The following is a 22,015-nucleotide window of genomic DNA, read 5'->3' on the forward strand; positions in this document are numbered from 1 at the left end:
GAATCAGATTAAAGCATTAGCCCTGAATACCCGAATGTCTCAGCAAGGCGTCTATCTGCGGCTCACGGCCGCGGAATCGTTTAAACAACTCCATAGGTTCCAAGCTGCCGCCCATCTCGAGGATGTTTTCCAGGAAGCTGCGCCCAGTATCGGCATTGAAAATCCCTTCCTCCTCGAAACGAGAGAAAGCGTCTGCCGACAGAACTTCGGCCCATTTATAGCTGTAATAACCCGCGGCATAACCACCCGCAAAAATATGCGCAAAACTATGTTGGAAACGATTAAAGTCAGCCGCCTTAACCACGGCAACTTGCTCTCTGACCTCATCGAGCTTAGCCTGAATATGCGCCCCTTCAGCAGGGTCATATTCCAGATGCAGTCGAAAGTCAAACAGCGAAAACTCCAGCTGACGTAACATCACCATACCTGACTGGAAGTTCTTCGCGGCTAGCATCTTATCTAGCATCGCTTTAGGTAGCGGCTCACCCGTTTCGAAGTGTCCAGAGATCTCAGCCAGCGCTTCCTCTTCATAACACCAGTTTTCCATAAACTGGCTTGGTAGCTCTACGGCATCCCAAGGTACACCATTGATACCAGAGACTCCTGCGACATCTATTTGAGTCAACATATGGTGAATGCCGTGGCCAAACTCATGAAATAGCGTGGTGACTTCATCATGGGTAAATAATGCTGGTTTACCATCGACAGGCGCATTGAAATTACAGGTTAAATAGGCAACGGGACGCTGCAAGCCGTTAGCGGTTTGACGACGCACTCGGCAGTCGTCCATCCAAGCTCCGCCACGCTTGCCTTCCCTTGCATAAAGATCGAGATAGAAGCTACCTCTATGTTCACCTGTAGCATCTTTAATATGGAAAAAACGCACATCTTTATGCCAAGTATCGACGTTACTTTGCTCTTCAATGGTTAAACCAAATAGGCGCGACACTGTGTAGAATAGGCCTGATAAAACTCGATTTTCAGGAAAATAGGGACGCAGCAGCTCCTGCGAGATCTCATATCTATGATGCTTAAGCTTTTCAGCATAATAAGTGAGATCCCAAGGCGCCAACTCAGTTACGCCATGTTGCAGTTTGGCAAACTCTGTTAGTTCGGCTAATTCAGCCTCACCTTGCGCTTTTGAGCGATCCGCTAGCTCATTTAAAAAATCGAGCACTTGCTGTGGCGACTGCGCCATCTTAGTCGCTAACGACTTATCGGCATAACTGGCAAACCCAAGTAACTGAGCAAGTTCATGGCGTAACGCCAAGATCTCATCCATCAAGGGGCCATTATCGAACTCACCCGCATTTGGACCTTGATCAGACGCCCGAGTAACGAAGGCTCTGTAACACTCCTCTCGCAACTCTCGGTTATCGCTATAGGTCATTACGGGTAAATAAGAGGGGAAATCTAGCGTAAACAGCCAGCCTTGCTGTTCTTTGGCCGTCGCCATGGCTTTCGCTGCCGCGATCGCAGACTCAGGCAAGCCAGCAAGTTCTGACTCATCGGTGATCAACTTAGTCCAAGCTTGTGTCGCATCGAGTAGCTGATTAGAGAAACTACTTGTTAGCTCAGATAAACGTTTAACCAGTTTACCGTATGTTTGTTTATCTTCATCGCTCAATCCGATACCTGAAAGTTCGAAGTCACGTAAACTATGATCGATACTCGTCTGCTGGGCTTGGGTTAAACTCGCAAACTCCTCACTGGCCTTTAGTGACTTATAGGCTTCATACAGCCCCTGATGCTGACCGACATAAGTGCCATACTCAGATAGCAGGGGCAAGCAAGCATCATGGGCCGCACGCCATTCATCGGTGCTGAGCACTGAGTTCATGTGTGATACCGGTGACCAAATTTGACTAAGTTGATCATCAACCTGCTCTAATGGTGCAATGAAGTTGTCCCAATGATATGGACCACCAGTTGCTAACACCTCATCGATTTTGCGGCGACAATTTTCAATCCCCTGCTCGACAGCTGGCTGAATATGCTCTGGTTTTATTTGCGAAAACGGCGGTAGTTCGGCACCACTTAGCAAAGGATTACTCATCTTTCATTCCTCAATAAATCGATTGATATAGACTCTAGATATGGGCTAAAAGCCAGCTATTCAAGCCACAGATAGCAATCAATCATAAAACAAGCGCTAACAGGCTACGGTTTAAAATACTTTGATCTACTACAAGAAAATTATTTACTCAATACGTACAAAATGGTTATTGCCAAGCTGATCGCAAATACAACTCATTGTCATTTGCGTTAGATGAAGTAGAGCCTATGATTCAAAAATACCTAAATTTTAATAGATCTCTTCTAACGATGAACAGACTCACTGCCATTTCATTAACGGCCAGCCTATTATTTAACAGTTGCTACCTCTTTGCCGATGACCTCGCATCAGACATTAGTATTGATGATGCTCATCTCAATCAAATTGTCGCTAATAATGAGGTTACGGCTACGGAGTTCATGCTCGATCTTGGTTGGGATTCCAGATACATATCAGAGGGGCGAAACAACCTAGACAAAGGTGGGATCTTTTGGGCAACCGCAGTCTATCAGTATGAAAATATTTCGCTGTATGCGGTATCGGGCCGCGCCGATAGTGAGCATTACATTGAATGGAATCTGGGACTAGAATATGGCATCACTCTCAGTGACAACCTCGCTGGAGCCGTCGGATACCAACGCATAGAAGCCTATGCCGATGATCGTTGCAGTGACAATGAGTTCTTCGCCTATCTTGAGTATACGGCGCTGGACTGGCTTACTCCGTCACTGGGCTATACCTATTCGACTGAAGCGGGTGGCTATTTTGTCGAAGCTAGCCTGCACAGCAACTGGGAACTGTCAGACAGCATCACAGTAACGCCCTACATCACACAGGCTTTCGATTTTCAATATGTTACCGAAGCTCATGATGGGGCTAACCATTTTCAATTTGGTTTAGAGGCACAATATCAGCTCAACACTCAGTTGATGCTGTCTGGGCATTTGAGTCACACTATCGCCCAAGAAGATATCAAACGAGAAAATAGCGACTCCCAGTCCAATCTGAACCAGACCTATGCTGGAGTGCATATCAGCTGGAGCTTTTAACGGGCATAACATTGAAAGCCCCACAAGCTTGAACTAGTTTTAAGGATGAAAGGGGGCAAGGAGTGCCTTCTACAAACAGGAGGGACAAGGAATGTCTGCCATGATTAATACCTTAAGACTAATTAGCCTTTTCGCCGTTGTATTTATCTCACCTATAGCTGCCAACGAACCCACAGAGCCTCTCCCCCTGCCCGCCAACAGCGCACTCGACAGCGATGGCAATCCCATTGTAATCCCCAAAGACCACAGCAGCGCATTGCATTACACCTCAGAGCCAATTCGACAAAAACCAACGATTAAGCCGTCACAGAAAAACACCAAGAAAAGCAGCAAAAAAAGCCATCGACTTAGCCGAAAACAGCAACTCGCAAGTAGGCAGAGCGTCGCCGACAATCCCAGTTGTCGCTGGCTAAATCAACGTATGACACAACTAGAAAAAAGCCTTAAAAAGCAACGTAGTCATCAATTTGGCTATCAGGCTGAAGAGTTAAAGGCTCGCAAGAGTGAATGGGTTTGCATGAAATGTGGCGCAGAAGGACCGAATCAAAACGATCATCACAAGTGCCAATACAAGCGTTAACAACATAGATTCACTGAAAGCAAATAGCGCCCAAGCAGGTCTTTCACTATACGAAAAAACTAGGGTCTGGTTTGACAACAGGTTTCCCCCTACAATGACCGCAATATGCAATCGTTCGAATTTGGAGAAAATGATGGCTCAACATTTTGACTATATCTGTTTAGGCGCTGGTAGTGGCGGTATTGCTTCGGCCAACCGCGCTGCAATGCGCGGTGCAAAAGTGCTACTTATCGAAGCCAAAGCATTAGGCGGCACTTGTGTCAACGTTGGCTGTGTTCCCAAAAAAGTGATGTGGTATGGCGCTCAAGTCGCCGAAGCCATGCACCTATATGCAAAAGATTATGGCTTCGATGTTTCGGTCAATCAATTCGACTGGAGCAAGCTAGTTGAAAGCCGTGAAGCCTATATCGAGCGCATCCATGGCTCTTACGATCGTGGCCTAGAAAGCAACGGAGTGACCTTAGTTCGTGGCTACGGTCGTTTCGTCAACAACAATACTATCGAAGTCAATGGCGATCATTACAGCGCCGATCATATTCTGATCGCAACAGGCGGTTCACCCACCATTCCTAATATTCCAGGCGCAGAATATGGCATAGATTCCGATGGCTTCTTTGCATTAAACGAGCAACCTAAGCGTGTAGCGGTGGTTGGTGCTGGTTATATTGCGGTAGAGGTTGCAGGTGTACTGCACGCCCTTGGCAGCGAAACTCACCTGTTTGTGCGTAAACACGCGCCGCTACGCAGCTTCGATCCTATGCTCAGTGAAGCCTTAATGGAAAGTATGGCGAGCGACGGCCTTGCACTGCATACTCATAGCGTGCCGCAATCTGTGCTTAAAAATGATGACGACAGCCTAACACTGACCCTTGAAAGTGGTGAGCAATATCAAGTCGATACTCTTATCTGGGCAATCGGCCGTAAGCCTTCGACGAATAACATCGGTATCGAAAACACCGACGTTAAGCTAAACGACAAAGGCTACGTAGTGGTGGACGCACAGCAAAATACCACAGCCAAAGGCATCTATTGTGTTGGCGATATTATCGAAGGCGGCGTTGAGCTAACACCCGTGGCAGTTAAAGCGGGTCGTTTACTCTCTGAACGTCTATTTAACGGCATGACTGACGCCAAGATGGATTACAGCCTAATTCCTACAGTGGTCTTTAGTCATCCAGCGATCGGTACTATGGGATTAACCGAACCTGAAGCCATTGAGCAATATGGTGAAGCAAACGTTAAAGTTTACACCTCTGGCTTTACCTCTATGTATACCGCCGTTACCGCTCACCGTCAGGCGTGCAAGATGAAACTTATCTGCGCTGGCGACAATGAAAAAGTCGTGGGTATTCACGGTATCGGCTATGGCATGGATGAGATCCTACAAGGCTTCGGTGTCGCCATGAAGATGGGCGCCACCAAGGCCGACTTCGATGCTGTTGTCGCTATCCACCCCACTGGTGCCGAAGAGTTTGTTACCATGAGATAAATGCCTGCAAATAGTGGTGCGTGGCAGGAATAGCAACGCACCATTACTGTATAAGAATATTACACTCAAATATTGAACAAAAAGGTTATACATCTCATCGGCATAACCTGTTTATTGCTCGGCAAAAAGAGAATCTAATGCTCAGCGTTATAGTCAGGTGATGCTGCTCAACTTATATTAACTAGCATTAAACTTGGTCTGGAACCTTTCGCTCCTGAAGGACCTCTTTAAAAGCAAACATCCCGTTAAGTGCCGCTGGAAACCCTGCATAAACAGACATTTGCAAAAGCACTTCCTTTATTTCCTCCTCGCTACAACCCACATTCAAAGCCGCATTCAAATGCACCTTAAGTTGAGGCTGACAGTTACCCAGTGCAGTAAGCGCGGCGACCGTCGCTATTTCTCTAGACTTCAAGTCTAAGGCTTGCCGAGTATAGATATCCCCAAACGGGTATTCGATAGTAAATCGAGCTAAATCAGGACAGATATCTTGCAGACTTTCAATGACTTTATGACCCACTTCGCCATCAATTTTTGACAGTTGCTCTAAACCTAAAACAAATCTTGAGCCTTCCATTTATACACTCCCAATAACGGTGGAAGTGACAGCTTACAGGTTAGAGTTAACTCTAAGTCAACTCACTTTATTGGCTTTATATAGATTAATTTTATCTTCTAACATAGCCAAATGCTGTTGCTGCAATTCAATATGCGCTTTCAAATTATCTTTATGCTGCTCTAGCAATGTTTGGCGCGCCAAGACTGTACTGGTTCCACGTTCTCGTAATGTGGCGTATTGCTGAATTTCAGCTAGCGGCATTCCCGTGTCCTTCAAGCGAGTAACAAATTCAACCCACTGCAAATCTTTGTTTGTATAGTCTCGATGACCGCTGGAATTACGATGGACCTGTTGAAGTAAGCCAATTTTCTCATAGTAGCGCAGTGTATAAGGTGATAGTCCGGCTAATTTAGAGAACTCTCTCATGTTCATAATTTTCTCTCTCTAGCAACGCGCCTTGCTTGTGAAATTTAAATTGATGTTACAAATTGATGTGCGTTAAAAAACGTCAATAACCTTAGCTGTGCTCATAGGAGCAAACAGTATGATGACTCAAAATAGAGGCCTACATTTACCAATCAACAGCGTTACTTGTATTGTATGGCTAGATCAATCAAATCTTATACGTTGCCCTGATTGTCAAGCCTAATGAAATGAATCACATATGATAATAACTCAAATAATTACAATTGTTTGGGTATTTGCATATCGGTAGTAAAGCAGATACGGTAGATCATACCTATTGCATTAGTGTTTCTGTTCATTCAGCGATAATTACTGCTAACGGCAATGAATGCTCAGCGCCTATTTTAAGACTAAATAGCCGCCTTTAAGTTGACGAAAATCGAGATCCGTAAAGAGCTCTCCAATGACTTATTTTCAAAACGCTCTCACAAGCAAAATAGCTTGTTGTGACGACAAAAATAATTAGCTTTTCACTTCACGATTTTCGCCCTAAGGTCGCGTCCTAATTTTGATAAACGCCAATCAACTTTGACAATCGAATGATATAAAAGAGCAATATTTGCTCTTGATCACGACCGTCATGATTTGTGGCTATAGTTAGATCACAGTAATTATCCAATTATGGATCGATAGTATTTCGGCCAATGACAAATAGACGCATTGCCGTGGTAATTTTTTATTAGCTACTGATAAGTGGCATATTTTAATCCCTTAGTTAACCGAGGGAGATATTAAGGAATACAGACATGCGTATCGCAATTTTGTCTCGTAACGAAAATCTTTATTCAACTCGTCGCCTAAAAGAGGCGGGAGAAGCCCGTGGACATGAAGTCGATATCATCGATACGCTTCACTGCTACATGGATATCACCAGCAGCAACCCAACCGTGCGCTACATGGGTAAAGTGTTGCCTAAATATGATGCGGTTATCCCTCGTATTGGTTCATCAATTACCTTCTATGGTACTGCGGTAGTACGCCAGTTTGAGATGATGGGGACTTTCTGTGTCAATGAATCGGTAGCTATCAGTCGCTCTCGTGACAAACTGCGTTCGCTACAGCTGCTATCACGTAAGGGCATTGGCCTACCTCGTACTGGTTTTGCGAGTAAACCCGATAAGATCCAAGATTTAATTAAGAATGTTGGTGGTGCACCACTGGTGATAAAGCTACTAGAAGGCACTCAAGGAATTGGCGTTGTATTGGCAGAAACCAACAAGGCAGCAGAAAGCGTAATCGAAGCCTTTATGGGTTTAAAAGCTAACATTTTGGTACAAGAGTTTATTAAAGAAGCTGGCGGTGCCGATATTCGTTGCTTCGTTGTGGGCGACAAAGTCGTTGCAGCAATGAAACGTCAGGCTGCTGAAGGGGAGTTTCGCTCTAACCTTCACCGTGGTGGCGTGGCTCAGCTAGTCAAACTAAGCAAAGAGGAGCGCGCTACCGCGCTTAATGCGGCGAAAGCGATGGGATTAAACCTTTGCGGTGTCGATATTTTACAATCTAACAATGGCCCAGTGGTTATGGAGGTAAACTCTTCTCCTGGATTAGAAGGAATTGAGCAAGCCACAAGTAAAGATGTCGCCGGCCTGATTTATGGCTTTATCGAAAAGAATGCCAAGCCCAACGCCAACAAAACTCGTGGAAAAGGTTAATGAAAACACCGTTAAATATTGGTGGGGTTGATATCCTGCTCGGTGAACAACGTCAATTAGAACTGCCTGTAGCGAGTCTCTACACGGATACTCAGGTGTCAATTCCGGTACATGTTATTCGGGCAAAGAAACCTGGGCCTACGGTGTTTATTAGCGCGGCGGTTCATGGTGATGAACTCAATGGTATTGAGATCATCCGGCGCCTAATCCAGCAACAGATAAAACTCACCACAGGCTCGCTTATTTTGGTGCCTATGGTCAATGTTTACGGTGTACTCAATCAGAGTCGTTACATGCCAGATAGACGCGATCTTAACCGCTGCTTTCCTGGTTCTCAAAAGGGATCGCTCGCTGGCAGGGTAGCCTATACCTTTATTAATAGCATTGTGCGTCATTGTGATTACGGTATCGATCTTCATACTGGCGCTATACACCGCTCTAATCTGCCCCAGATTCGGGCCAATTTAGATGATGCCGATACCTTAGCGTTAGCTCAGGCATTTGGAGTACCCGTGTTGTTAAACGCTAATGTTCGCGACGGCTCGCTCAGAGAGGCGGCGGTCAATAACGGCGCTCGCGTGCTGCTATATGAAGCGGGAGAGGCATTGCGCTTCGACGAATTATCGATTCAAACTGGGGTGCGTGGCATCCTCAATGTCTTGTCCTCGTTAGGGGTGATCCGTAAACGCCGACTAAGGCAAAAAATCGCCCCCTTCGTGGCCAACCGCAGTGACTGGACTCGCGCCGCCGCCAGCGGGTTTGTGTGTGAATTTGCCAAACTCGGCGCTTATGTTGAAAAAGGTGAGGTACTTGCAGAGATCAACAGCCCCTTGGGTGAGTTGATCCAACAAGTGACCTCTAATCGTGCGGGCATTGTCATAGGCAAACAAAACATCCCCTTGGTACTAGAGGGTGATGCTATGTTTCATATTGCCTATTTTGGCAGTGCTGCAGATGAAGTGGTCGAGCACATTGAGATAATGAACGACCAAATTATGCCTATCGCAACTCCTGTAATATAGCGATACCTTAACCGGTTAACTTTGTCATCTTTAGGTTTAATAAAATGAACAAAATCATCATCGGAAATTTAGAATCATGCAACCTACCCGATCTTGGGATTAATGATCTACAAGTACGTATAGATACCGGAGCAAAAACCTCCTCTTTGCATGTCGACAACCTCAAGCGCATTAAGGTGAAAGGCCGCCCCTATGTGGAGTTTGACCTACACCCTGATATCTATAATTTAGAACAAACTGTGCATTGTAAGGCCCCCGTATTTGACTCACGCCGCATCAAGTCATCCAATGGTGAAGTTGAACAACGCTGTGTCATTCAAACCACCCTTCAATTAGGTGACAATCAATGGCCTATCGAATTAACCTTAAGTAATCGTCAAGATATGACCTACTTAATGCTACTTGGTCGTGAAGGAATGGGTGAGCGTGTATTGGTTGATCCGGCTGAAAGTTTTCTGGTTAATGGCACATAAATCGTTCAATAACGGCTAGTAAAACTATCTCCCCCTTGTAGAATGACGCCATAAAAACCGATACCGCGTTTAGATAAGGATATTTCCATGACAATGCCTGAATATGAGCCTCTTACCGAAGAAGAGGTAAGAGATGACTTACTCTCTCGGGTCATTGACATTGTCAGTCACCCTGAAAAACAAGAAACCGTATCGCTCTCATTTATCAGTGAATATAGCGATGCCGATCTTGCCCATCTATTAGAATCGGTCACAGATCAATATCGTTCGTTGTTGTGTCGCAAGATCCCCGTCGACCGTGGCTGGCCTATCCTGCATCTACTGCACTATGAAACAGCTCGTCACGTCTTAGATCTTCTCTCTGCCGAGCAGATGCAAGGCCTACTAAAACGTATTTCCGAGTTAGATATTCTAACCTTTGCAGAAATACTGCCTAACGAAGTGGTCGAAGATTATCTCGACCAGCAAGCATCGCTTACCACAGAGCAGATGCAGCAAGCACTGAGCTATCAAGATGAGGCGGTCGGTCGTTATCTTAACAGTGATATTTTGCGCTCACGTCCCACAGCGCCAGTGAGCCGCGTATTGGAACGTTTAAGTAAACACGCATCTCGAGAATTTGTCGCTGTCTATGCTGTCGATGCAAAAGGCGAGTACCAAGGCGCCTGCACGATAGAGCAACTTCGTCATGTCGAGCCGAGTACATCACTATCAGAGATCATCACTGACATTGAACCTGTATTGGATGAGCAAGATATTACTAAAGCGGCTCAGCACCTGAATCCTGTCGCAGGTTTCGCATGGTACCCTGTCCAAAAAGAGGGCAAGATCATTGGGGCTATTGCCGCTTCGACCTTAATGCAGCGCTTAAAAGAGCGAAGCCTCGAAGTCCTAGCCTCTGATACCGCGCAAGATGAAGAAGATCTCTTCACCCCTGTCTCTGTCGCTGCCAGAATGCGCGCGATTTGGCTGACCACAAATTTGCTAACCGCCTTTTTGGCTTCATGGGTAATTGGCTTGTTTGGTGAGGCGCTACAACAGGTTGTGGCGCTGGCAATATTAATGCCCGTCGTCGCCAGTATGGGCGGCATTGCAGGCAGTCAAACCTTAGCGGTTGCATTACGTGGTATTGCCCTTAATCACTTGAAGCGCAGTAACTTGAAGCTGCTACTGGATAAAGAGCTTAAAATTGCGGCCTTTAACGGTGTATTGTTAGGCGCGCTCATCGGCTTGGTGGTCAGTTATTGGTTCAATTCAGTGCCCCTTGGCGGCATTATCTTTGTTGCTATTGTCTTTAATAGTTTGGCTGCGGCATCATCGGGAACGGTGATCCCTTTTGTACTCAAACAGATGAAAATAGATCCAGCCGTTGCAGGATCAGTTATTCTGACGACAGTCACCGATGTGGTCGGTTTCTTTATCTTCTTAGGTTTAGGTAGTTTACTGCTACTCTCTTAATCGAGCTGGCAGCATCATGCTGCCGCTTTGCCAAAGAAACCCATGGTCATAACATTCGCTTTAGAATAAGAAAAATTTAATCTCTAGATAAGCGTTCTTGAATTTATTAGAGGATTTGCCAAGGCTATACTGCCAAACTCTTAAAATAGGACACGATTATTTTCCGATGAGATCTTTTTTCAAACCCAACATATCTGATCCATCTCAGCTTGTTTTCATCCTGTGCGCACTGATCAGCCTGACCCCCATTATCTCTTCACCTATCGCCTTGGTGTTGGGCTTTACCTTGGCAAGTTTAGGTTTGGTACCTAAATCCATAGATCTAGGCAAGGTCACCAAGAAGTTGCTAGCCTACTCAATTATTGGATTGGGATTTGGGATTCAACTCGACGCCGCTCTGCAAGCCAGTGCAGACAATATCACCTTGATCTTGGGCTCTATCGTATTCACCCTATTGCTGGGCACGCTACTGAGCCGAGTGTTCCAAATTGATGCCAAACTGGGCCATATGATCTCGGCTGGTACCGCCATTTGTGGAGGGAGCGCTATCGCGGCCGTTTCACCCGCAATTAAAGCAGATAGCCATCAAACCGCGATCGCACTGGCTACGGTATTTGTACTCAACTCTATTGCCCTATTTTTATTCCCAGCCTTAGGACATCTGTTTGAGATGAGCCAATATCACTTTGGTATTTGGAGTGCGATAGCCATCCACGATACTTCCTCTGTGGTCGGAGCAGCTTCAGCCTATGGTGATGAGGCGTTAACTGTCGCGACAACCATTAAACTGGCACGCGCGCTTTGGATCGTACCACTGGCGTTAATCAGTGCTCTGCTCTTTGGTGGTGACCGTCGAAAAATTGCCGTCCCCTATTTCATTCTGCTCTATTGTGTCGCCATTGCCGTAGCGCACTACTTGCCGCAAGGACATGATATCTATCAAGTTATCTTTAGCGCAGCAAAACGTACTTTGGTCCTTTGTCTCTTCCTGATCGGCGCGGGAATCACTGTTAGCAAAATGCGCCAAGCAGGTGCAAAACCTATGATATTAGGGTTGTTATTGTGGGGTTCGATAGGAGCGGGGTCGTTACTCTATATTATTAACTTTAGTTGAATCTTGCATAGACCAAACTAAGCCCAAAATTGACGCAAATGCAATAAGATCGACTAACGCACGTACCAAGCCCGTTGTGAGCATAGAGGCAGCAACGAAGACGCCACAAGATAAAAGAATAAGCCACTTTTGCATTTCGCCTCCTTGATAGATTAGGCGTTAAGTTGGAGTGGCTATTATTGAGTGCTAAATCCCGATGGACAAATATCCGTTTTCACTAACAAATAGCGGAATCAGCTAAGGCACTATTGCTAATAAAATGGCGTCGGATCAACTTCTAAGGAGCTCGGTGAAATCCCTCGCTCAATATTTACATCGCTTTTAAGCAGATCAACCATAGTGACCTCGGTATAGCGTTTATGTTTGATCGAATAGAAGCATTTTAAAATAGGGTGCAGCGCGTCTCTTCCTTTGGCGTCCCATACGATACCTATGCGTCCATCAGACAACTGCACCAGCGAACCAACAGGGTAAACGCCAACACAGCGGATAAACTCATATACCAGCTTTTCGTCGAGATGAAAGGGCGTTAGGCTTAACAGTATTTTAAACGCGGCGGCGGGACTCATCGCCTCCTTGTAACAACGTGTTGCAGTCAAGGCGTCAAAGATATCGACGATGCAACTCATTCTGCCATGCAGACTCAGTTGTTCCCCCTTAAGCCCGTTGGGATAACCTTTACCATCAAGCTTTTCATGGTGCATCAAACAGACGTCACGGCTAATTTGTGGCAAGTCTGGAGTTTCAGTCAAAATCTCCTTGGCATAGACCTGATGCAATTTCATATGCTCAAACTCTTCAGGCGTTAACCGCCCAGGCTTATGCAGTATCTTGTTATCAACTTTAACCTTTCCAATGTCATGCAAAATCCCGCCAACAGCAAGGTGTTTTAACACATCGCGCTTGAGAGAAAGATACTTACCAAAGGTCACCAGCAAAAAGGCAACATTGATTGAATGCTCTAACAAATAGGCGTCTTTAGAGCGAAGAGCCGAAATACACTTAAAAGCATCGTCGTCTAACATCACAGATTCGATCATGTTCTCGGCTAAATCTTCAAAGGGCGCGACTTCAATAGCCTTACCTTCAAAGGTTTCCGACAACACTTTTTGCACCAGCCCTTTGGCCTCAGCCATTAAGCGCTTGGCTTTATCTTGAGATTGCTCACGGCTAAGTTTTTTAACTTTAACTTCTGGTTTTATTGGCTTTTTACTTAACCCACAACTTTCAGCAGAGCGCTCAACATCGACCCAAACATATTTGATACCATTTTTACTCAGTTTGTTGATCGTTTCTCGGTTTTTGATCTGCCCTGGGTTGGTAATATTCACCAGACCTTGACTATCAATCGCCTGCACAAACATCCCCAAACGTAAGTGTGGCACAGCTAATTTAATCAAATCTGTTGTATCGCCGACTCTGTCATTCATATAACTCACTCAACACCTTGGATTCATTCCCGACATTTCAAGTCCAGTCTGAATAACAACATAGCGCGCCTAACAAAAAGCACACTTTATGAAAGCGCTAATAGTATGCCCACCGCGGAAAAATCACCACTAACTTTAAGCCACTTCTGCAGATAAGTATTAAAAAGTAGCGGGTAAGATGGTTTAGTCAGAACAAGGCGCTATAAAGCAGCCTCTAGTGAAATACCAATCAGTATAAGAATGTGATCTACTCAGCGGTTTTTTTGGCAACTAATGCAAGGCGAATAGATGATAGAATGGTTGTTCCCTTGTGAGTCTATTCAAGGCAGAAGTAGGCAGGTAAAAAACGCCTAAAAGGCGAATTTTAGCGCATCTGATCTTTATACTGATTGGTATAAGGCGTTATGCTGTGAGGCTCATAGCACAGTGCATTCAATCGCATTGATTAACCAGCGTCTATTGGCACAATTTACACATGACAATTCAACATCATCCACCTGCTCATCTTCATCATCGGCGATAAAACTAGCACAGGATTTCGCAGCCTGCCGTGACAGATAATAGTCATCATCTTCAACAGGTAGCTGCCAACGCTGATCTCTAAAACTGAACCAAGTTTGCATACTATCCTCAACTAATAATGTTTTAGGTGCTGCTTGAGGGCATTTCGCCAAACTCCATCTTGCTGATAAACAAGCAGAGAGACCTGATGATCGCGATATACGGCTTTAACTTTACCCGACAATAATAGCGGCGTCTTAATACATAATGATTCACCAGTATCGGCTAAGACGCGATCAACCCCGGTCAGCTCAACAACATCTGCTACCGACAAATTAACGCCTCCTTGGTCTAATCCCTTGAGTTTAAACTGCCCCTTGATACGACCATCGTTACCATGGAGTCGTAGTCCTAGTCCTGCAATTGCGCCAATCACGCCTTGACCCGTTCCACCATGCTCTGACAAGTGAATACCTAAGCGCTGAGCGAGCTCATAGGCTTGCGGTTTATTTTTTACCTCTTTCTTCGCTTGCAAGCCAAAATCGATTAGCTGCTGATGTTCAATATCGGCTTGCAAATCTAACAACGCAAACCCAGGATCGGCTGCAGGGGCACTTTCTTGCATCAAATGCTCCTTGGCAATATCGACTATTGCTTCTTCACTCAATAAGCTCCTGACCTGAAAGCACATGGCACTATTGTGAGAGGTGTAAGGAATGTCGGGATGGACAAAGAGTTGATGTCTTGTCACAAAGCTACACCGACTCAATCGCTGCTCTGGTGACAACAATACCGCGAGCTCCTGAGCAATCTCTCCCGTGCCTTTGGTACCTATATCATCGGTATCATCAATACACACTAACCAAGACTTTAACCGCTGATTTGCTCTCATTACAGCTCCTCTCTATCTAATAGATCATGACTTCTCAAGCGATTGAGTACTGGGGGTACGAGCACTGCACCTAATATGGCAAAAAAACTGCCAAAAAGGAGACTCTTACCTAAGTGCAGCAGTGCAATCTGGATACTGAATCCCACTATAAGATCTTCAATGAATCCTTTGCTTGCCCATGCAAACGTGGCCACTATGGCTAGAATAATACAGCGCCATTTCAGCGCCATCACTGTTGGTAGTACCAATAAACAAAGATCCATGGCAAATGCTGGAAGCGCAAACTTCACCAAGATAAACGGCCCGCCTTTGCCCACGCTTAACATCATCGCCATCATTCCAGCGAGTAGCCCACAAATGCTAATCGCGCCCCTCTTCTGCACAGCGCCATAGCAGATCAGATAAAAGAAACTCATCAAAAACATTGAGTGACCAGTGAGCCCTAACTTAAGCCGTAACACTCCTTTCAAGGCCACCAACAAAGTGGCGCCGAAACCAATGAACAGGGCATCCTGAAGGGTAAAACCATTATTATTCATATTATAAAACGTCTCTAATCTGGCCAGTGTGTCGGCTTTTTATGCTGACCAAAACGGCGTAGCTGAGCAGCTAATGCCATCTGTTTGGATAACTTAAGTAGCAAAATCAATAAGGGGTAGAGCACACAATAGATAAGCTCACTCCAATTTGTAGGGCGACACAAATCCTTGGGGGTTATACGAGCTCCGCGCATCACCTGCATCTGATAAATCTCTTTTAATTCACGACTCATATAGGGCAGTAAACTAAAACTCGCCGCCATAACAAAAGCCCATTTATGAGGTAAAAACCAACTGAGTACCTCTCCAATGCGATGTGGTGCGCAAGTCATAGATAACCACCAACCTGGCACGATAGCCAGTAGGATCCTCACCACAGCCATCGCCCCCTCACTCACCCGCCCTACGTCATGTAACAAGAGATACAAAGATACGGTAAAGACCAGCTGAGTACTAAACAGCAGTAACAATCCCCTGAACTTGCCCCCCATAAAATATCCATGAATGAGCAAGACCGTATTAATTAAGATGATCGACGGCAACAACTTAGTGGCGAGAAAAAAGGCGCAACTAGATAGACTTAAGCAAAACAGCATGCAAACGGCACAGAGTAAAGGGTTTCGAATGGGATAGTAGCCGCTATCGACACAGCAGGTATTGGCTAGTGGCATACGAGAGCGACGCTGTTTAACCCACACGGGCATAACCCTGATCACCTCGATAGTGATCATCGACAAATTCAGCTGGTAGGCAAGTTTGCAGACATTTCTGACTAATATGCCAAATCTTATCTAAGGGAAATTGACCCAATGGCCTGTGGCTCGCTATCACGACACCAGTACCTTGTTGGCTGAGATCTAAAATAAGGTGAGCAACCTTGGCAAAGCTGGCATTATCTAAACCAGCAAATGGGTCATCCAGAAGTAAAATCTGAGGTTGTAAACATGCCAACGAAGCTAGTGCGATCAGATGCTGCTGTCCATAGGAAAGCTTATGTGGTGACTCCTCCGCTAAAGTCGTTAATCCTAAACGAGCTAACATATCAATGGCGCGCTCAAGAGGAAAACCATAACGCTTAAGGCTAAATTGCATCTCCTCTATCACAGTCGTTTCAAAAAGTTGCCTACTCGGTCTTTGATGCAGTAATGCTAAGGAATGTCCGTAAATTCCAAGCTTAGGACGCTTACCTAAGACCTTAACATCGAGATGTTCCACATCGGCCTGAATACCCGCCAAACACTTAAGCAAGGTACTTTTACCTGTACCGTTATCGCCAATTAAGCCGACTATCTCACCCGCATGCAGAATCAGTTGCTCGGTTTCCAGTAGGAACTTCTTTTTGCCAAACCGCAGCTTAAAGCCACGACTCGAGATTAACGGCATATTTGCGCCGCTCGCTTTTGTCACCAAACGAGAATCGACGATAGCAAGAGATTGGCGTTCCTCTCCTTGTTGGTAGGGAATTAAGCTGCCACTTTGTAGTTGCCAGCGATGTGTTGCACAAGCGGTAAAAGCGGTCTTGTGATGTTCAACTATGACTATCGCCATTCCCTGAGACTTTAGCTCAACGATAAGATGCGACAACTCTCTCACACCTTGATTATCGAGCTGTGCCCAGGGCTCATCAAGCAATAGAATATCGGGTTGTAGCACCAGCTGAGCGGCAATCATCAAGCGATAACGTTGGCCCAAAGAGAGTTGAACCACTGGCGTTTCTAAGCTAATAAATAGCCCCACCTGACGGAGTGCCTTGATCACCTCACCATGCATCTTCACCGGATCGACACCTAAATTTTCCAATGCAAATGCCACTTCTGCACCCAAAGTTTGCCTAAGTAGCTGCACGTTGGGATCTTGCATAACGACACCGAAGCTTAAATTGGGTGCACAGATCCGCTCACCAGATGACGCTAAGATCCCTAAGATCAATTTTATCAGGCTCGATTTACCCGAACCTGTATAACCATAAATCAGCTGGCAATCTCCTCGCGCTAAGGTAAACTCCAAATCATCAAACAGCGATGAACTCGCCGCTTGATAATTGAAACTAACTTGACGCAATTGAAGTAGCGGCATAATAAATATCGCGCTATAGCTGCCAATTCACGCCGAAGAAGACTTGCCTACCTGCTTGAGGTAATGCCTCACTCTGGTAATAGTGTTCATCGAGTAAATTGGTGGCTCTAAGATAGAGCGACAGACTCTCACCCATAATAGGTTGAATAAGATTGAGATCGACTAAGGTGTAGTCATCTAACTCCTGCTCCAGTAATACCTTTTGTCCGGCGACCTTCTGTTGTTGCTGGTACACTTGCCCCATAATATGCTCAATATTCATATTGATGCGCATCTCAAATGGCAACTCATAATCAGCCTGCAACCTAAATTGATGACGCGGACGATATTCGAGAGTTTGCAGGCCTGGCGCCGCATCTTTATCCTCTGTATCGAGGAAGCTGTAGGCGAAGGTAATTGCAAGTTTATCGATACTGCGGTTATGCAGTGCAACATCGACACCCGTAAACTGATAACGCCCCATGTTTTGATAAACACCATCGACATCCTTGGCGATATAGTTTTTTGCATCCGTATAAAAGCCTGCAATGTTTAAATCTGTATTACTGCCTAGCCCTTGAGCTAGACTCAACTCAAGATGCTTCGAGGTTTCCGCCTCTAGCCCTTCGTTACCCGATGACAGAGAATATAAGTTACGCATCGATGGGAAACGCACCTTACGAGCAACGCCTAAGTTGACTCGGGTATCATCTAACACCTGCCAATAACCAGCGACTTGGGCAGAGTAATCAGACTCATCATCTACCACTCGCTCTTGTTGGTGTAATGCACCACCGAAAATGAGTCCGACCGCATCTTGCTGATATTGATACTCCGCCGCGGCTGTATACAACCATGATGCATCATCAAAGGTTTCGCTGCTGGCAGAACCGCCACCAGAGCCACTTCCACCACCAGAACCTGTGCCACCACCCGATCCGCTGCCGCCGCCAGAACCTTTACCAGAACCGGAACCGCTTCCACCACCAGTGTTGACCGAGGTATCATCCACAGCCTCGCTAATCGACTCCCAACTTTGGCGCTCAGCAATAACCGACCCAGTTAACAGCTGGCCATCGGCAAAATCTGTAATTAGCTGTACATTTCCACCATTAACGGTCGAACGACCATCTTGGGTCTGCTCCAAGACTTTATAACTAGCATCGACATAACGATTTTCTAAAACATCACTCTGATTTTGATAAATAAAACCACGTAGTGTCATCAAGTCATTAAACTGATGCGCCATACCTAGCTGAACCGTATGGGAATCATAATCATCGACACGCTCAAACTTCGCCTTCGCATCGGTCGTACCATCTACAGCAGGTTTACCCCAATCGCCCTCACGATAACTCAGGTTTGCCATAAATTGAGTGCGATCTGACAGCCAGTAGGTTCCCTGTGCAAACAAGCTTGTTATGCCTTTGTCGGAATTTAAACGGGTATCGCCTGCTTGTAATGCATTATCAGGCTGATCACCTGCGACCGACCAACCATCGGTTTTCTGACTAGAAACGGATACCAATCCCTGCCATTTATCGCCAGCACCAGCAAGGGTAACATCCCCATTGAAAGTGTCATGTTCAGCGCCCTCTAAATGACCTGACAATAAGGGCGCATCATCCCCCTCTTTAGTGCGAATATTGATCACCCCACCCGCTCCGCCGGGTCCGTAAAGCACCGAAGTCGGCCCTACGGATATGGTGATCGAGGCAATCTGGCTTGCAGGTATGACACTAGGATCAAACTGACCATCTTCAGCACCATTTGCAGGAACACCATTGATGAGATAAATAACGTGGCGAGCCTTAAAACCTCGAACATCGACTCTAGGAGTACCTTGACCACCGACTCTGACATAGACGCCTGGAGCATTTTTTAAGATCTGATCTAAACTCTGCGCCCCTAGCGCTTTAATCTCATCTTCATTAATCGTCCAAGAGGTCGTTGTTTGCTGCTGTGCAGTAGGCTGTTCACCCGTCACCACAATAACTTCGGCAACATCTAAAATTGGCGCCCTATCGACATCATCAGCTAACGCCCAATTACTGCTAGCCACTGCGATAGCAACCAGTGATAACTTCATCGCTTTCTGTTTCAATTTCATTGTTCATTCATGTTGTTATGTACTCAATGGATAACATTGTTCTGCCTTGGCTCCGACTAAACAAGCAAGTAAAAAACAAAAACCAACCCAGATCGACTAATTTGAACTTCGTCAGTGAATGAACATATCAAGTAAGGACATTTTGTCCCGCCTGCGCACATCAAAAGACAAAATAACTCACATTTTGACTAGGATATAATTCGAAAGAAAAAACGATTTTTTGGTCAAGTTCACAGCTTAAAAAGCTGTAACTTGACAGTTTTTTGCTGGCGCATTAGTTTGTGGTAAAGATTCTTATTACCAATAGTAATAAGTCTCATCCATAATGGGCATGAAGCCTTACTCGCCACGAACAACAAGATTTTTCGATAGCGTTGGAGCATTTATTGAGCGTTTCCTCACCGCAGCAGGCAATACAATCCTTAGTCGATAAGCTGAAAAAATTAGAGATCCATCAACATGGAGAACCCATTATCCAGCTTTCGGTGCCCGTATGCCCATTGCCAACGATTGCTTGGCTTGCAAGCCAATCTTGCTATCCTAGAGTGTATTGGAGAGGACGCGATACTCAAGAAGAGGTCGCCGCGATAGGTTCATGTAAAGACTTTAGTTTTGAAGATGCCGTCGATGACAATCAGCTTTGTGCCGCATATCAACAACAAAGAGCATTGTCGACCAATCAAGATATCCGTTATTACGGCGGAGTCGCATTCGATCGCCATACTGAGTGTTGGCCAGAGTATGGCAGGGCGCACTTCATCTTGCCTCGTATCGAGTTACGTCGAAGCGGTAACGAATATAAACTGCTAATTAACCTTAATATTGAGTTCAATGACATCGAAGTTGAACGTCAATTAGCGCTTAAGGCACTGGCAGAGCTTTTATCACCTTCGCCCTTATCTCCACCGAACAAGATTAATTTGCTCAGTCGCAGTGATCGACCTAATCAGAGGCGCTGGAGCGAGCTGGTCAATCAAGTCACTCAAGCTAAGTTTATTAAGGATACGCCTAAGGTCGTACTGTCTCGATTGACCCAACTCGAAATCAACGAAAGAGTGGATCCTTGGATGTTACTTGCCAGCTGGCAAGGTCGTAATCAAAACAGTTTTCAATTTGGTTTTCAGTTCAGTCCAGACAGCGCCTTTATTTCCTGCACGCCAGAGCGCCTCTATCGGCGCTGCCAGCGAGAACTCTTTACCGAGGCACTAGCGGGAACAACCACTAGAGGGCTGAATGAAGATGAAGATATTATGTTGGCGCAGCAGCTACTCGACGACACAAAAAATAGCCATGAAAACCAACTCGTTCGTGAACATATTGTCGATGCGCTGACGCCGCTGAGTAATTATGTGGGGGCCGATGAATTTCCTAAGATTTTTAAACTTAGCCATATTCAGCATTTGCACCGCTCCATTAGGGCTGAATTGAAAGCGGGGGTGAATGACTTTCAAATTCTCCAGGCCTTACACCCAACTCCCGCAGTAGGAGGCCTACCTAAAGAGTCAGCCATTAACTTTATTAGGCAACGAGAAGGTTATACTCGGGGCTGGTATGCGGGTGCTTGTGGCTACTTTAATAAGTACGACAGTGAGTTTGCCGTGGCAATACGCAGCGCGCTAATTGAGCCTGGCAGAATTAACTTATTTGCGGGAGCAGGGATTGTATCGGGCTCAGAAGCCGATGCCGAGTGGAATGAGCTAGAAAATAAGCTGCGCACCATACTATCGATCTTGACCGAAGTATAAGCATATTTCAGTAGATGATTGTTGAGCCTATTGGATACGGTTACGATTAGGCATGTACTTATGAAAAATATTATCTATCTCTCCTGACTGGATCAGTTCATCCATCTTGCTATCAAATATCACCTTAAGTCGCTCACCTTTGGGAGTTTGCGGAAACACAAAATATACTGCCGGGCTCAGCACATTTTCGATGATCACATACTGACGAGGATGAGAGAGCTTAGTCGCTAGCTTCTCCATTTCATCTTTATAATCCATTACCGCATCTATACGACCAGAATTGACATGATTGAGCATCTGTAACAGGTCACTACTCTCTTCATAATACATGGGAACACTAACAAAACTATCGAAACGGTACTCTAGCATCGCCTGTACTTTCTTCCGTTTCAGACTAGATACATCTTTCCACATCGCCGCCAATTCGGGGGTAACTGCAGCATCGACTTTATCTACTTCTACAGGCTCACGACTATAATAGGAGACATTCACATCGCCTAAGTAAACCCCTAAACCCATGTCGGCTCGTTTCTGTTCCACCAGATAGAGGGATCTGGCAAAAGGTACAAGGTCAACTTCTAGTTGAAACTCAGGCTCTGGAAACACACGACGAACGAGGTCTAAATAATAACCACTACCATCCCTATTGGTATAATCAGTCATCTCCTCTCCTACAATAGAGATGCTGATAGGCTCTGCAATCGCAAACTTAAGCGACAGCAAGCATAGCAATAATAAACTCCATATAAATCGGTAAACCATTCAATGCTCCAGTAAAAAAGAACCTTATAAGGCAAGTCTAGGTTGCATTATGAAAATAGATAGC

The 22,015-nt window shown here is 45.5% G+C and carries 21 protein-coding genes; 9 read left to right on the forward strand and 12 right to left on the reverse strand.

The window, feature by feature from the left end:
• Nucleotides 1-16: 16 nt before the first annotated feature.
• Entirely contained in the window at nucleotides 17-2,056 is a 2,040-nt protein-coding gene (prlC, locus tag K0I73_RS18135; RefSeq protein WP_220062412.1) for an oligopeptidase A, read from the reverse strand.
• A 269-nt stretch (nucleotides 2,057-2,325) separates the two neighbouring features.
• Here prlC and K0I73_RS18140 point away from each other — a divergent pair, with 269 nt between their 5' ends.
• The 3 genes from K0I73_RS18140 to gorA all read left to right on the forward strand — a co-directional run bounded on the left by K0I73_RS18140 (nucleotide 2,326) and on the right by gorA (nucleotide 5,174).
• Entirely contained in the window at nucleotides 2,326-3,105 is a 780-nt protein-coding gene (locus K0I73_RS18140) for a hypothetical protein (RefSeq protein ID WP_220062413.1), read from the forward strand.
• A gap of 91 nt (nucleotides 3,106-3,196) precedes the next feature.
• Nucleotides 3,197-3,685: a hypothetical protein gene (locus K0I73_RS18145; RefSeq protein WP_220062414.1), complete on the forward strand. Its 489-nt coding sequence runs from the start codon at nucleotides 3,197-3,199 to the stop codon at nucleotides 3,683-3,685.
• A 133-nt stretch (nucleotides 3,686-3,818) separates the two neighbouring features.
• Entirely contained in the window at nucleotides 3,819-5,174 is a 1,356-nt protein-coding gene (gene gorA / locus K0I73_RS18150; protein ID WP_220064454.1) for a glutathione-disulfide reductase, read from the forward strand.
• Nucleotides 5,175-5,361: 187 nt separating this feature from the next.
• On the opposite strand, the gene K0I73_RS18155 is transcribed toward gorA, so the two are convergent.
• Nucleotides 5,362-5,751 carry a carboxymuconolactone decarboxylase family protein gene (locus tag K0I73_RS18155; protein WP_220062415.1) on the reverse strand — a complete coding sequence of 130 codons (390 nt, stop codon included), beginning with the start codon at nucleotides 5,749-5,751 and terminating at the stop codon, nucleotides 5,362-5,364.
• 57 nt (nucleotides 5,752-5,808) lie between these two features.
• Nucleotides 5,809-6,165, reverse strand: coding sequence for a MerR family transcriptional regulator (locus tag K0I73_RS18160; RefSeq protein ID WP_220062416.1), 357 nt, complete (start codon nucleotides 6,163-6,165; stop codon nucleotides 5,809-5,811).
• Between the two features lie 779 nt (nucleotides 6,166-6,944).
• On the opposite strand from K0I73_RS18160, the gene rimK reads away from it, so the two are divergent.
• The 5 genes from rimK (at nucleotide 6,945) to K0I73_RS18185 (ending at nucleotide 11,917) form a co-directional block, all read left to right on the forward strand.
• A complete protein-coding gene (rimK, locus tag K0I73_RS18165; RefSeq protein ID WP_220062417.1) occupies nucleotides 6,945-7,850 on the forward strand; it encodes a 30S ribosomal protein S6--L-glutamate ligase in 906 nt (301 codons plus the stop codon).
• Complete coding sequence (locus K0I73_RS18170; protein ID WP_220062418.1) at nucleotides 7,850-8,872, forward strand: succinylglutamate desuccinylase/aspartoacylase family protein; 1,023 nt, start codon at nucleotides 7,850-7,852, stop codon at nucleotides 8,870-8,872. The genes rimK and K0I73_RS18170 overlap by 1 nt, the downstream gene beginning before the upstream one ends.
• Before the next feature lie 44 nt (nucleotides 8,873-8,916).
• A complete protein-coding gene (locus K0I73_RS18175) occupies nucleotides 8,917-9,345 on the forward strand; it encodes an ATP-dependent zinc protease family protein (protein WP_220062419.1) in 429 nt (142 codons plus the stop codon).
• Nucleotides 9,346-9,432: 87 nt separating this feature from the next.
• Nucleotides 9,433-10,803: a magnesium transporter gene (locus K0I73_RS18180; RefSeq protein WP_220062420.1), complete on the forward strand. Its 1,371-nt coding sequence runs from the start codon at nucleotides 9,433-9,435 to the stop codon at nucleotides 10,801-10,803.
• Nucleotides 10,804-10,969: 166 nt separating this feature from the next.
• Nucleotides 10,970-11,917, forward strand: coding sequence for a YeiH family protein (locus K0I73_RS18185; RefSeq protein ID WP_220062421.1), 948 nt, complete (start codon nucleotides 10,970-10,972; stop codon nucleotides 11,915-11,917).
• Here the strand turns inward: K0I73_RS18185 and K0I73_RS18190 are convergent.
• From K0I73_RS18190 to K0I73_RS18225, 8 genes are all read right to left on the reverse strand, one after another.
• Entirely contained in the window at nucleotides 11,891-12,052 is a 162-nt protein-coding gene (locus K0I73_RS18190) for a hypothetical protein (RefSeq protein ID WP_220062422.1), read from the reverse strand. The two genes, K0I73_RS18185 and K0I73_RS18190, sit on opposite strands and share 27 nt — an antisense overlap.
• A 116-nt stretch (nucleotides 12,053-12,168) precedes the next feature.
• Nucleotides 12,169-13,347 carry a cyclic di-GMP phosphodiesterase gene (locus tag K0I73_RS18195; RefSeq protein ID WP_220064455.1) on the reverse strand — a complete coding sequence of 393 codons (1,179 nt, stop codon included), beginning with the start codon at nucleotides 13,345-13,347 and terminating at the stop codon, nucleotides 12,169-12,171.
• 416 nt (nucleotides 13,348-13,763) lie between these two features.
• A complete protein-coding gene (locus K0I73_RS18200; protein WP_220062423.1) occupies nucleotides 13,764-13,970 on the reverse strand; it encodes a hypothetical protein in 207 nt (68 codons plus the stop codon).
• An 11-nt stretch (nucleotides 13,971-13,981) separates the two neighbouring features.
• Nucleotides 13,982-14,740 carry a DNA-binding protein gene (locus tag K0I73_RS18205; protein ID WP_220062424.1) on the reverse strand — a complete coding sequence of 253 codons (759 nt, stop codon included), beginning with the start codon at nucleotides 14,738-14,740 and terminating at the stop codon, nucleotides 13,982-13,984.
• Nucleotides 14,740-15,279: a core component of ECF transporter gene (locus tag K0I73_RS18210; RefSeq protein ID WP_220062425.1), complete on the reverse strand. Its 540-nt coding sequence runs from the start codon at nucleotides 15,277-15,279 to the stop codon at nucleotides 14,740-14,742. Before K0I73_RS18210 ends, K0I73_RS18205 begins: the two co-directional genes overlap by 1 nt.
• Nucleotides 15,280-15,293: 14 nt before the next feature.
• Entirely contained in the window at nucleotides 15,294-15,977 is a 684-nt protein-coding gene (locus K0I73_RS18215) for an energy-coupling factor transporter transmembrane component T (RefSeq protein WP_258405236.1), read from the reverse strand.
• A complete protein-coding gene (locus tag K0I73_RS18220) occupies nucleotides 15,967-17,355 on the reverse strand; it encodes an ATP-binding cassette domain-containing protein (RefSeq protein WP_220062426.1) in 1,389 nt (462 codons plus the stop codon). The genes K0I73_RS18215 and K0I73_RS18220 overlap by 11 nt, the downstream gene beginning before the upstream one ends.
• 13 nt (nucleotides 17,356-17,368) lie before the next feature.
• On the reverse strand, nucleotides 17,369-19,444 hold the full coding sequence (locus K0I73_RS18225) for a TonB-dependent receptor plug domain-containing protein (RefSeq protein ID WP_220062427.1): 2,076 nt from the start codon (nucleotides 19,442-19,444) through the stop codon (nucleotides 17,369-17,371).
• A gap of 386 nt (nucleotides 19,445-19,830) precedes the next feature.
• Between K0I73_RS18225 and K0I73_RS18230 the strand changes: the two genes are divergently transcribed.
• The gene (locus tag K0I73_RS18230) at nucleotides 19,831-21,189 is read left to right on the forward strand and encodes an isochorismate synthase (RefSeq protein ID WP_220062428.1); all 1,359 of its coding nucleotides are present in this window, start codon (nucleotides 19,831-19,833) and stop codon (nucleotides 21,187-21,189) included.
• Between the two features lie 27 nt (nucleotides 21,190-21,216).
• Here K0I73_RS18230 and K0I73_RS18235 read toward each other — a convergent pair whose 3' ends face one another.
• Nucleotides 21,217-21,852, reverse strand: a complete 636-nt coding sequence (locus K0I73_RS18235; protein WP_258405237.1) for a substrate-binding periplasmic protein — start codon at nucleotides 21,850-21,852, stop codon at nucleotides 21,217-21,219.
• Nucleotides 21,853-22,015 lie beyond the last annotated feature (163 nt).

It is taken from the genome of Shewanella mesophila (assembly GCF_019457515.1).
Classification (GTDB): domain Bacteria; phylum Pseudomonadota; class Gammaproteobacteria; order Enterobacterales; family Shewanellaceae; genus Shewanella; species Shewanella mesophila.